Source organism: Crossiella cryophila (genome assembly GCF_014204915.1).
Taxonomy (GTDB): domain Bacteria; phylum Actinomycetota; class Actinomycetes; order Mycobacteriales; family Pseudonocardiaceae; genus Crossiella; species Crossiella cryophila.
The window spans coordinates 4,112,901-4,124,681 of sequence record NZ_JACHMH010000001.1; the positions used below are offsets into that span (position 1 = coordinate 4,112,901).

Annotated in this window: 11 protein-coding genes; 6 read left to right on the top strand and 5 right to left on the bottom strand. The window is 70.5% G+C overall.

The window, feature by feature from the left end:
• The first annotated feature begins 48 nt into the window (after positions 1-48).
• A complete protein-coding gene (locus HNR67_RS18355; protein ID WP_185003475.1) occupies positions 49-270 on the top strand; it encodes a hypothetical protein in 222 nt (73 codons plus the stop codon).
• Between the two features lies 1 nt (position 271).
• On the opposite strand, the gene HNR67_RS18360 is transcribed toward HNR67_RS18355, so the two are convergent.
• The 3 genes from HNR67_RS18360 to HNR67_RS45700 form a co-directional block, all read right to left on the bottom strand.
• Positions 272-1,897, bottom strand: a complete 1,626-nt coding sequence (locus HNR67_RS18360) for an AMP-dependent synthetase/ligase (RefSeq protein WP_185003476.1) — start codon at positions 1,895-1,897, stop codon at positions 272-274.
• 17 nt (positions 1,898-1,914) lie between these two features.
• Positions 1,915-3,135 (bottom strand): lipase family protein, encoded by a 1,221-nt coding sequence (locus HNR67_RS18365; protein WP_185003477.1) that lies wholly within the window; start codon positions 3,133-3,135, stop codon positions 1,915-1,917.
• Between the two features lie 196 nt (positions 3,136-3,331).
• Entirely contained in the window at positions 3,332-3,928 is a 597-nt protein-coding gene (locus tag HNR67_RS45700) for a TetR/AcrR family transcriptional regulator (protein WP_185003478.1), read from the bottom strand.
• A 384-nt stretch (positions 3,929-4,312) separates the two neighbouring features.
• Between HNR67_RS45700 and HNR67_RS18375 the strand changes: the two genes are divergently transcribed.
• The 5 genes from HNR67_RS18375 (at position 4,313) to HNR67_RS18395 (ending at position 8,712) form a co-directional block, all read left to right on the top strand.
• Positions 4,313-5,779 carry an AbfB domain-containing protein gene (locus HNR67_RS18375; RefSeq protein WP_185003479.1) on the top strand — a complete coding sequence of 489 codons (1,467 nt, stop codon included), beginning with the start codon at positions 4,313-4,315 and terminating at the stop codon, positions 5,777-5,779.
• On the top strand, positions 5,776-6,843 hold the full coding sequence (locus tag HNR67_RS18380) for a hypothetical protein (RefSeq protein ID WP_185003480.1): 1,068 nt from the start codon (positions 5,776-5,778) through the stop codon (positions 6,841-6,843). Before HNR67_RS18375 ends, HNR67_RS18380 begins: the two co-directional genes overlap by 4 nt.
• Before the next feature lie 120 nt (positions 6,844-6,963).
• On the top strand, positions 6,964-7,269 hold the full coding sequence (locus HNR67_RS18385) for a hypothetical protein (RefSeq protein WP_185003481.1): 306 nt from the start codon (positions 6,964-6,966) through the stop codon (positions 7,267-7,269).
• Between the two features lie 42 nt (positions 7,270-7,311).
• On the top strand, positions 7,312-8,088 hold the full coding sequence (locus HNR67_RS18390; RefSeq protein WP_185003482.1) for an EI24 domain-containing protein: 777 nt from the start codon (positions 7,312-7,314) through the stop codon (positions 8,086-8,088).
• Between the two features lie 102 nt (positions 8,089-8,190).
• Complete coding sequence (locus HNR67_RS18395) at positions 8,191-8,712, top strand: hypothetical protein (protein WP_185003483.1); 522 nt, start codon at positions 8,191-8,193, stop codon at positions 8,710-8,712.
• On the opposite strand, the gene HNR67_RS18400 is transcribed toward HNR67_RS18395, so the two are convergent.
• Both HNR67_RS18400 and HNR67_RS18405 read right to left on the bottom strand, forming a co-directional pair.
• Positions 8,709-10,235 (bottom strand): acyl-CoA mutase large subunit family protein, encoded by a 1,527-nt coding sequence (locus tag HNR67_RS18400; protein WP_221489955.1) that lies wholly within the window; start codon positions 10,233-10,235, stop codon positions 8,709-8,711. The two genes, HNR67_RS18395 and HNR67_RS18400, sit on opposite strands and share 4 nt — an antisense overlap.
• 3 nt (positions 10,236-10,238) lie before the next feature.
• Positions 10,239-11,780, bottom strand: a complete 1,542-nt coding sequence (locus tag HNR67_RS18405) for an AMP-binding protein (protein ID WP_185003484.1) — start codon at positions 11,778-11,780, stop codon at positions 10,239-10,241.
• Position 11,781 lies beyond the last annotated feature (1 nt).

Below are 11,781 nucleotides of genomic sequence, written 5' to 3' on the forward strand. Positions count from 1 at the left end.
GTTCCGGCACCGTCCCCGACAAGGACTACACGGCCTGCGGGAGGTGCGGTGGCGTTGGAGACGTCCCGGGTCAGCACTGAGTCCCCGTGCACCCTGTGCCGTGGCACCGGGTACTTCGAGTGGACCCAGCCCGCGCCCGGACCCGGCGGCATGGTGTTGCGGCAGTTGCGGCATCCGTGCGTGCACGGCTGTTCGGGCTGGTGGCGGCAGCCCGCGGCCGAACGCGGCCGGGTGGTCGAGGGTGTGACCACCGCGGTGCTGCCGCCCTAGCTCAGCTTTCCGGGTAGAGCGCGTCCAACTCGGCCGCGTAGCGGGTCGCCACCACCGCCCGCCGCAGCTTCAGCGTCGGCGTCAGCTCCCCGGTCTCCACGCTGAAATCCCGCGCCAGCAAGGCGAATCGGCGGATCCGCTCCGGTGGCGCGTACGCCTCGTTGGCCGCGGTCACCACCTCCTCGATCAGCGCGCGCACCCGCGGATGCGCCGCCAGCTCGGCGGGCTCGGCGCTGATTCCCAGCTCCCTGGCCAGGTTCGGCAGTTCCTCCGGGTCCAGGGTGATCAGCGCTACCGGGTAGGGGCGGCGGTCGCCGTGCATGACCGCCTGGGAGATCCAGCGGCAGCCGCGCAGGTCGTTCTCCAGGTTGGCGGGGGTGAGGTTCTTGCCGCCTGCGGTGATGATGATGTCCTTCTTGCGCCCGGTGATCCGCAGGAACCCGTCCTCGTCCAGGGCGCCCAGATCACCGGTGTGCAGCCAGCCCTCGCGCACGGTGTCCGCGGTGGCGGCCGGGTTGTTGTGGTAGCCGGGGAAGACGTTCTCGCCCCGGGCCAGCACCTCGCCGTCCTCGGCGATGCGCACCTCGATGCCGGGGAAGGGTTTGCCCACGGTGCCGAACTTCCACGCCTCCGGGTGGTTGCCGCTGATCAACGCGGTGGACTCGGTCATCCCGTACGCCTCGTACACCGGGATCCCGCAGCCGGCGAAGAACTCCAGCACCGCGGGCGCGATCGGCGCGGCCCCGGTCAGCGCCTCCCGCAACCGGCCGCCGAACGCGGCGCGCACCATCTCCGGGACCTGCTCCGGCGGCAACCCGAGGGCCTGCACGGTGTTGTGCACCTTCTCGAACAGCCGGGGCACCGAGGGCAGAATCGTCGGGCGCAACGCGGCCAGGTCGGGCAGCAACTGCCGGATGTCACCGCGGTAGAAGCCCAGCGTGGCGCCGTGGGACAGGGTCAGGAACTGCACGATGCGGGCGAACATGTGCGCCTGCGGCAGGTACAGGAACATCACGTCGCCGGGGGCGATCCGCACCAGCGGGCCGATCGCGTTGAGCGCGGCGTGCCAGTTCCGTTCGGTCAGCAGGCAGCCCTTGGGCGGGCCGGTGGTGCCGGAGGTGTAGATGATCGTGTTGAGGTCCGGGGCGGGCGGAGCCGCGCGCACCCCACGAGCACGCAGTTCCGCCAGCGAGACCGCCCCCGCCACCTCGGTGAAGCTCACGATGTGCCGCAACTCCGGGAGTTCCGGCCGCAGCCCGGCCACCCGGTCCACCTGCGCGGCGTTGCCGCAGAAGACCAGTTTCGCGCCGGAATCACCCAGCACCCAGGCGCACTCCGGTGCGGAGTTGGTGGGGTAGACCGGCACCACCACCGCGCCGACCGCGGCGATGGCCAGGTCGGTCACCGTCCACTCCGGACCGGTCTCGGCCAGCAGCGCGACCCGGTCGCCCGGCCCGATGCCGATGCCGGTGAGGCCGTCGGCGGTGGCGCGGACCGCTCCCGCGAGTTCGGCGTAGGACAGGTCGCGCCAGTCGCCGTCCCGGTGGAACCGCAGTGCGGGCGCGTCGCCGTAGACCCCGCCCGCCCAGGCGGCCAGGTCGGCGATCGCGGGATAGGTCCGCGTCACGTCAGCCTTCCCCTCACTCAGCAGTTGTTCGGCGCCGGACGGTTGCCGAACCGGTCAGCCAGCCAGTGCACGGCACCGGGCGCGCCGGTGATGGCCAGGCTGATGTGCTCGCTCAGCAGGCTTTCCCGCATCTGCACCGGCACCCCGCGCGAGCACCAGCCGCGGACCAGCTGCCGGGCGTCGTTGATCGGCATGAACTCGTCGTTGACCGATTGGTAGACATAGGCCGGGACCCGAGGCGTGCCGGTGCCGAGCCGGTTGTGCGCCAGCACCTGCTGGAACTCCGGCAGCTGGATCGGGTCGGGCACGTCGGTGAACTCGCTGATCCGGTGGAAGGCGTACGGCGGCGTCCACTGCGCGTGGCACTGGTTGCGCACCTCGGCGAAGGCCTTGCGTCCCTTGGCGTTGAGCACCTTCTCCAGCCGCATCTCCGGATGCGCGGTGTCCAGCCCGATCGCGGCGGCCAGGAAGAAGCCGAAGAACGGGCCGCCGTCGATCTTGTAGCCGACGTTGCCGATGTCCCTGGGCACCCCACCCGCGGCCACCCCGCGCACGTTCAGCTCCGGCGCGTACCCCGGCTGCAGCTCGGCCGCCCAGGAGGAGGCCAGGCCACCCTCGGAGTACCCCCAGATGCCCACCGGACCCAACGGATCAAGCCCGGCCTCGGGAAGTCGTTGCGCGGCACGGACTCCGTCCAGCACGGCGTGCCCGGTGGGACGGCCCGCGGTGTAGGTGTGCGGGCCGGTGGTGGCCGAGCCCTCGTAGTCGCTGACCACGACCGCCCAGCCCTTGACCAGCGCCAGGGTCATCAGCGCCAGCTCGTACTCGATCCCGGCGCGGAACCAGAACGAGGGCGCGCAGTTCGAGGACAGGCCGTGGGTGCCGATGTTGTAGGCGACCAGCGGACGCGGGCCGTTGGTCCACGGCGTGTGCGGCACCAGCACGGTGGCGACCACCGCGTTGGCCGCGCCCTGGTTGTTCGTGGAGCGGTGCAGCACCTGCCAGGCCCGCACCGGGAACGGCAGCACCAATGCCTTGGCCACGATCGGCCGGGAACGCAGGATATCGCCCGCGGCCACCGGCGGGAGGGGAGCCGGGGGACGGTAGAAGGGGTCGGCCGAGGGCAGTGGCACCCCGGCGGTCTCGGCCTGAGCCGGTGCTGTGACCAGCGAGGACAGGGTCAGGACGGCGGTGAGCAGGCTGGTCAGTAGTACACGACGACGGGAACTACTCGACATGTTCGCCCCTTTTCTCCGGGCGTCTGATAAGGGCTGTTGCCAGATGAACGGACCGTACCTACTCGCTCGTTAACTGACAAGACCCCTTACCGGATTGCTCCGGCAAGGGGTCTTGGCGCGATTGTGAGACAGTCGTGTCCCAGGTGCGGGTCAGTCGGCAATGAAGTCCATTGTGGACTGTCGAGTGTGGACTGACTCAGTCCTTGGCGAGCAGGCTGGTGAGCTGGCGGTGCAGCACCGCGCGCAGCCGCTCCGGCGGCATCAGGTCCGGGGCGGTCACCGCGTGCAGCACCATGCCGTCCATCAGCACGTGCAGCCGGTCCGCCTCCAGCTTGAGGTCCAGGCCCTCGGCCAGCATGTCGTTGGCCGCCAGCTCGTCCAGCAGGCGGCGGCAGGTCCGGGACAGGTGCTCGTGTCCGCCGCGGTTGATCCGCCGCGCCTCGTCGTCGACCAGGGTCCGGGACAGGAAGGCCACCCACACCTCGGCCACCGCGCGCAGCTCGGACTCCATGGGCAGCATGCGTTCCAGGGCTTCCTGGGCGGCATCCCTGGGGTCCGGCGGCAGCGTGCTCCTGGTGGGCGCCCTGCGCAGCACCTCGGAGATCATCCGCATCGCGAAGGAGAGCAGTTCGGCCTGGGTGGTGAAGTAGTACTGCACCGAACTCGGCGACCAGCCTGCCTCGCGGGCCACGCTGCGCACCGACGCCCCGTCGATGCCCTGCTGCCGGATCACCTGCCAGAGCGCCCGGCCCAGCTCGCGGCGTCGCTGTTCGTGATCGACGACCTTGGGCACCGGACGACCCCTCCCTGTGACTACCGAACGAATACACCAGTGTCCGGTATCAGTGCGAGCGTACTGAATAAACTGTATGAAATGACTCCGAACGGGCCAAGTCGGACCGGCCTTGTTCTGCCGGTTCGCCCCCGGAGGCGACCCTGCCGGTGGCCAGCCGCCGCGCCGCCGTTCGGTGGGTCGTGATCAAGAAGTTGTCGTGGCGAGTAGGGAGATCGGAGGTTAATGACTTACCGTGGCGCCAGGCAGTCGGCGTAAGGGGTTGTGCGGCAAGCGATAGGCACCGGATGGCCGCTTCAACCCCGCCGTTTGGCTACCTACCATGGTCCGACACGCGGCATGCTCGACCAAAGGGGGTCGGCGATGTGGTCTCGCCCTGCGCGCTTGGTCGCGTTCCTGGGGATCATCGGGCTCGCCTTCGGGCTGATCGCCGAGCCGATAGCCACCGCGCAGAGCGGTCAGGCCCCGACCTACACCTCCTTGCGGGCCTTCAACATTCCCAACGGGTACGTGCGCCACGGCGGCGGCTGGGCCCGGCTGGACGACATCTACCAGCACAGCCCGGAATGGGCTCGGGCGGACGCGACCTGGGCCGTCGTGCCAGGGCTGGCAGGCAACTGCGTGTCCCTGGAGTCGCGCAACTTCAAGCGGCACTACCTGCGGCACCAGAACGGCAGGCTGCGCCTGGACGGCTTCCAGGACAGCCGCGGTTTCCGTGAGGACGCCACGTTCTGCCAGGTCTCCGGGCTGGCCGACCCCAACGCGGTGTCGTTGCGCTCCTTCCAGTTCGGCAACGCCTTCCTGCGGCACGCAGGCGGTCAGGTCTACCTGGCGGACAACGACAACAGCCCGCTGTTCCGGGCCGACGCGACCTTCCGGACCAGCTCGCCGCTGATCTCCGGGGTCTTCTACAACTCGCTGCTGGACCGCGGCGCCGACCCGACCATGGTGCGGCACAACAACGTCTACTACCTGTTGCAGGGCGACCAGTACAACGGCAACGACCTGGTGATCCGCAAGTCCGGCTCGGTGGAGGGCCTGCGCGACGCGCCGCCGATCATCCTGTGGCGGCACCCGCAGTGCCCGGCCATCGCCTGCACCGAGGTGTGGGCGCCGGAACTGCAGCGGATCCGCAACCAGTGGTGGATTTTCTTCACCGGCGCCTCGGACAACGGCAACGGCCGCAGCCATCGGATGTTCGCGCTGCGTGGCCGTACCGACGATCCTTCGGGCCCATACGACTATCTGGGTGAACAGCGGCTGCCGGACGGGCAGTGGGCCATTGACGGCGTGTGGTTCGAAAAGGACGGTCAGGGCTACTACGCGTGGTCCGGCTGGGACCGGGACTACGGCAACGCCAACGAGGTCCAGCACCTGTACGTGGCCAGGATGCACGATCCGATGACCCCGGCCGGGCCCAGGGTCAAGATCTCCTCGCCGACCCAGCGCTGGGAGACCCGGCCCAACCACGCGAACGTGCTGCTCAACGAAGGCCCGCAGCCGATCATGGGGCCGCAGAACCAGCTCTTCATGACCTTCTCGGCCAACGCGAGCTGGACCGACGACTACTGCATCGGCCTGCTCACCCTCAACGGCTCGCCGACCGAACCGAGTGCCTGGTCCAAGTCCGGCGACTGCGTCTTTGCCGGGCAGGACAGCACCATCGCGCCAGGCCACAATGGATTCATCCAGGTCAACGGCCGCTGGTGGATCACCTACCACGCCAGGCAGCACCCGGGCACCGGCTGGATGGGCCGCAGTGTCCGGCTGCAACCGCTGTCCTTCAACGGCGCCGGACAGCCGATCTTCGGCACCGCGGTCAGCGCGCACCAGCCGGTGCCGTTGCCGTGAGGCTGTTGCTGGGCAAGACCGTGTCCGTGCACTACGGACAGATGTACCTGCTGAACCGGGACAGCCCGTTCGACGGCGACCTGAGCGCGAGCTTCCGGGGCCAGTCGAACGGGCTGCTCGGCGCGGCCCGCCCCGAGCTGTTGTTCCTGATCACCGGCAGGCACACCGGCGAGGTGGGCCTGGACATCGAGCTGCACGACCGGGAACCGCCGCCCGCCGCGGACTGGCCGGACGTCGTCGAGGCGTCCTGCCGGTTGACCGGCGATGATCCGGTGCTCAGCGAGTGGGGCGAACGCTGGTACGAGCTGGATCTCCCGCCGGGTGACTACCGGATCCGGTACTGCGCCCAGGGCATGGACGCGGCCAACGACGCGGTCACCGCCGACGGCGTGCTGGACCGCTACCTGCTCCAGCTCTGGCCGGCCGAGCCCGCCCCGGACGCGGTACTCAGCCAGACCAGCCGGTCCGCCGCCTACTGGCACACCGAGGCGCGCAAGCTCCCGCCACCGGCCACCCCGGCCGAACTCGCCACCGAGGCGGCCCGCCGTGACGCGGAGGAGTCGGTGCGGGCCGCGCTGCGGGAACGCCAGGAGGACATCCGCCGCTGGGGCGGCGAACCGCCCAGCCCCGCGCTCCGGCAGCTCAAGGGCAACGCCCGCAAGATGATCCGCGAGCACCGGGACCTTGCTGAGGCCCTGGCCGCCGCGGACCCGGCCACCCAGCGCGCCCTGGCCGCCGCGCTGGCCAGGCAGGCATGCGCCGCCGCCCGCCTGACCGCCCTGGACTGGATCACCGGCGCGCTGGCCGCGGTGGACCGCGGTGAGCAGCCCTTCAGCGACTGGCGGGCGGCTGGACAGTTGCTGCTCACCGACCCCGCCGTGCCCAGCACGGTGGCCGTGCCCGGTGGACCGCGGCAGCAGACCTCGGCCTTCGCCGCCCTGCGCGTGGCCCTGCTGCCGGACCCCCTGACAGCGGCCCTGGAGACCCTGGCCGCCACCCTCGGCACGCTGAGTCCCACCGACCGGGACGTCCTGCTCGGTGACCTTCGCCGAACCCTGTCCTGACCCCCGCGTCAACCCCGCCGGCCCGGAATTCACCTGACGGAGTTCAGGCCCCGGACCTGCGACGACGTCACCGGCAGCCCCGCTAGAGCGAGCGCGGGGGCGTGGCCTATGTTTCTGCCCATGAGCACCGAGACCGCGCCGCGGTACATCCGGCTGAACGTCGAGCTGATCGTGGAGCTGACCGATGAGGGTGAGCTGAAGGCCGCTGCGCTGGAGCAGCTGAAGGCCGACACCGAGGTGTCGGATGAAGCGCGCGAGGAGGCCATCGCCGCGCTGGAGGCCGACCCGGCCGACGCCCTGTCCTACTTCATCGACCCCTTCGCCGTGGTCAACGAGGCCCCCGGCGTCGAGCTGGTCGAGGTCGGCTGGGACGGCGAGGTCACCGAGTACGACCCCGACGCCGAGGAAGAAGCGGACGAGGCCTGATTCGCCCTCCTGGCTGGATGTGACACCCCTACGATGATCGGTATGTCACATCCAGCCCAGGTCCCCACCCCTGGCAAACCCGGCGTCCTCACCGGCCTCGGCTTCCTGGGCCGCGCGGTCGGCATCGCCTTCCGCAGCCCGAAACTGCTGCTCCTGGGCGCCATCCCGGCGGTGCTGACCACGCTGCTGATGCTCGGCGGCCTGATCACCCTCGCCTACTGGGTGGGTGACCTGGCCACCTGGCTGACCCCGTTCGCCGACACCTGGTCGGACTGGCTGCGCCAGGCCACCCGGTTCGTCGCAGGCCTGGCCGTGGTGCTGGGCGCGGTCGCGGTCAGCGTGGTCGCCTTCACCGCCATCACCCTGGTCGTGGGCAGCCCGTTCTACGAGCACATCTCCGAAACCGTCGAGGACGGCCTCGGCGGGGTGCCGGACGCGGAGAAGGCGTCCTGGGGCCGGATGCTGTGGCTGGGCATCCGGGACTCGATCGTGCTGGTCGCGGTCAGCATCCTGATCAACCTGCCGCTGCTGTTCGCCGGGTTCATCCCGGTGGTCGGGCAGACCGTGATCCCGGTGCTGGTGGCCTGCGTGGGCGGCTGGATCCTGGCCCTGGAGTTCTCCGCGGTCCCGTTCACCCGCCGCGGCCTGACCCTCAAGCAGCGCCACCACATCCTGCGCCGGCACCGCGGCATGGTGCTGGGCCTCGGCGTGCCCGCCTACCTGCTGTGCGCCATCCCGTTCGTCTCCATCCTGGCCATGCCGATCGTGTTCATCGCCGCCACGCTGATGGCCCGCGAGGCGCTGTCCCGCCGCCCCTGAGCACAACACCGCCCCTGACGAAAGTCTGCGACTCCGCTGACTAGCGGCTGGTCTCGCCGCCGAGTGCCCCGGAGGCCGGGTGCGGAGCCGTACGGTCTGGGCATGCGCAGTGAAGACGCGGCCACCAGGGCGATCACCAGAACCTGGCCCGAGGCCGTGGTGGTGGCCGACTTCGGCAAGCGGCCGGACTACGCGGTCCGCGACTACCCGCCCAGGGCTCCCGGCGCGCCGTGGCAGCTGCACCTGGTCTGGCTGGTGCCCGTGGTGGTGCTGATCGCGGTCGCCGGGTTCGCCTCGTTCCTGGCCCCCGGCGGCTGGGATCGCAGTGACCGCAAGCCGAAGGTGCGTGGGGCGGGGCCGGACGCGCTGGCGGTCGGCCTGGGCGAGGCGTCCCGGACGGTGCGCCTCGGCGGGGTCGACCGGGAGCCGTGGCTGGCCGCGGGCGGCAACCGGGTGACGGTGTTCGTCACCGCCAAGGGCGAGGTGCGGACGCTGTGGGAAGGCCGGTACGAGTCGATGCGGGTGTACGGCTCGCGGCGGCGACCGTTGCTGCGCCTGACCTTCGCCGATTCCTCCTCGATCGAGCTGCCGCTGAGCCGGGTGCAGGGGGCGCGGGCGCGTTAGAAGGCGGTGGTGGGGGTCCAGCGGCCGTGGACCTCCCGCAACCGGTCCACGATCTCGCCGACGGTGGCGTATGCCTCCACCGCGACCACGCAGGCCGGCACGATGTTCCCGCCCGCCTTGGCCACCGCGCTCAGCTCGTCCAGGGCGTGTTCGACCGCGGCCGCGTCCCGTTCCGCGCGCACCCGCCGCACGGCCGCGACCTGTTCGGCCTCCGCGCCCGGGTCGACGGAGAAGACCTCGAGGGGTTCGGCGCCGGAGGGGAACAGGTTGACCCCGACTACGGGCCGTTCGCCGCTTTCCACCTCCACCGCGTACCGGTAGGCGGCGTCGGAGAGTTCGCGCTGGAACCAGCCGGAGCCGATGCAGGCCAGTGCGCCGCCACGGTCCTCGATCTCGCCCAACAGACCCCAGATCCGCGCTTCCAGCTCGTCGGTGAGCGATTCCACCGCGTAGGAACCGGCCAGCGGGTCGACCGTCTCGGTCAGCCCGGTCTCGAAGGCGACCACCTGCTGGGTGCGCAGGGCCAGGGTGGCGGCGGCCTCGGTGGGCACGCCGAGGGCTTCGTCGTAGGCGCACACGTGCAGGGTCTGCACCCCGGCCAGTGCCGCGGCGGTGGCCTCGACGGTGGTGCGGGCGACGTTGTTCAGCGGTTGCTGCGCGGTGAGTGAGGATCCGGCGGTGAAGGCGAAGATCCGCAGCTGGTGCGAGCGCGGGTCGAGGGCGCCGTAGTGGTCGCGGGTCAGCCGGGCCCAGACCCGCCGGGCGGCCCGGAACTTGGCGACCTCGCGGAGCAGGTCGATGTTGCTGGAGAGGAAGGTGAACAGGGTCGGCGCGACGTCGTCCACGCTCATCCCGCGGCGCACGCACTCGTCCAGGTAGGCGCGGGCGTTGGCGAAGGTGAAGGCGATCTCCTGCACGGCGTCCGCCCCGGCCTCCCGGATGTGGTAGCCGCTCATGGCCAGGGGTACCCAGCGGGAGGCGTGCGCGGAGACGTGTTCCATGACGTCCACGGCGAGCTGGAGGGAGGCTTCCGGCGGGAAGATCTGGGTGCCGCGGGCGATGAACTCCTTGAGCACGTCGTTCTGGATGAACAGCCCGAACGAATTCGGGTCGACGCCGCGGCGTTTGGCCAGGGCCAGGAACATCGCGGCCCAGATGTAGCCGATGGAGTTGGCGGTGGTGCGCACCTGGCTGATGCGTTCCAGCGGGATGCCGTCCATCAGGATCTCGACGTCGGCGAGTGAGTCGATGGCCACCCCGACCCGGCCGACCTCGCCAGCGGCCAGGGGGTGGTCGGAGTCCAGGCCGAGCTGGGTGGGCAGGTCGAGCGCGACGCTGAACCCGGTCACCCCGGCCGCGAGCAGTTTCTGGAACCGCAGGTTGCTGGACGCAGGGGTGCCGAACCCCGCGTACTGACCCATGATCCACGGCTTCGGCTCGGCCGAAACCCCACGCGTGTAAGGGAATTCCCCGGGGTGCTCCGCCCCGTCGGGCGCGTAGTCCGCGCGCAGCCGCTCCACCACGACTCAGTCCTTCCGCTCGCCGAGCGTCTGCCGCAGCACCTGTTTGGCGATCTTCCCGGTGGAGTTCAACGGAAAACCGCTCACCCGGTGCAGCTCCTTGGGTTTCTTGTAGGCGGCAAGCCGTTCCCGGCAGTGCGCCAGCAACACGTCCTCGTCCACGGATGCTCCACTGTGGACGGAGTAGGCGGCGACCACCCGCTGTCCCCAGTCCGGATCGGCGATGCCCACCACCGCGACCTCGTGCACCCCGGGCACCTCGGCGAGTACGTCCTCCACCTCGCGCGGGTAGATGTTGTAGCCACCGGAGATGATCATGTCGCCCTTGCGGTCCACCAGCCACAGCCGCTCGGCCTCGTCCAGCCGCCCCAGGTCACCGGTGTGCAACCAGCCCTCCCGCACGCTCTTGCCCAGATCGGTGCGCCGCCCGGACTGCCAGTAGCCACGCATCACATGCTCGCCCCGGGTGATCACCTCCCCGATCCCACCCGCCGCGACGTCCACTCCGTCCTCGTCCACCACCCGCACCTCGACCCCGAACGCGGGCCGTCCGGCCGAGGTCAGCAGCTCCGGCTGTTTCCCGAGTCCGGCGGCGTGATCGGCCGCGTCCAGCACGGTCACCGGCGGAATGGCCTCGACCAGTCCGTAGTACTGCACCAGGTTGGGCGTGATCCGCTCGAAGGCCTGCCGGATCTGCTCCGGCGGCATCGGCGCGCCCGCGTAACCGAGCATCTTCAAGCCCCGCATGGTCTTCCGGTCGCACTCCGGCATGGCCAGCAGTCGCGCGATCATCGTCGGCACCAGTGCGGTGTGCGTGACCCCACGCCGCGAGACCGCGTCCAGCACGGCCCCCGGATCCCACTGCGGCAGAATGAGTTGCGCGGCGCCGGCCACCAGGAACGGCAGCACGAACAGTCCGCTGGTGTGCGTGATCGGCCCCGCGTGCAGGTAGGTGTCCGCGCTGCCCGGGATCACCCCGAGCACATCGGAGGTCATGTTGACCACACTGGCCAGCCGATTCCGGTGCGTCCGCTGCGCGCCCTTGGGTCGCCCGGTGGTCCCGGAGGAATAGTTCAACGACACCAACGCGTCCGCGTCCAGCACACCGGAGGGCCATCCCGTAGCCGCGTCACTGATCAGGCGCTCGTACCGGATCCCCGGCCCGTCCCCGATGACCACCACCCGCCCGGCCAGCCCACTGCGCAACGCCTCGGTCGACTCCGCGAACCGCGCGTCGTAGATCAGCGCGGTGGCCCCGCAGTCCTCCGCGATGTGCTCCCAGTCCCGAGGATGCAACCGGTAGTTCAACGCCACTCGCACCAGCCCGGCCGCGGCCAGCGCCAGATCAGTCTCCACATAGGTGTTCTGATTGGTCTGCAGATCCAGAACCCGATCCCCGGCGGCGAGTCCCAGGCCCCGCAACCCGTTGGCCAGCCGAGCCACCCGATCCCCGAGCTGCCCGAAACTCTGCCGCCCCTGCGGCCCGTCCAGGGCGGTCCGCGCCGCGAACCGCCGTGTCGCCCTGGCGATGACCCGTCCGACATCCACC

Bases quoted from the DNA above. Each gene is read 5' to 3' on its own strand.
- HNR67_RS18365 (WP_185003477.1), bottom strand. From the start codon at position 3,135: ATGTCGAGTAGTTCCCGTCGTCGTGTACTACTGACCAGCCTGCTCACC.
- HNR67_RS18390 (WP_185003482.1), top strand. From the start codon at position 7,312: ATGTCACATCCAGCCCAGGTCCCCACCCCTGGCAAACCCGGCGTCCTC.
- HNR67_RS18385 (WP_185003481.1), top strand. From the start codon at position 6,964: ATGAGCACCGAGACCGCGCCGCGGTACATCCGGCTGAACGTCGAGCTG.
- HNR67_RS18395 (WP_185003483.1), top strand. From the start codon at position 8,191: ATGCGCAGTGAAGACGCGGCCACCAGGGCGATCACCAGAACCTGGCCC.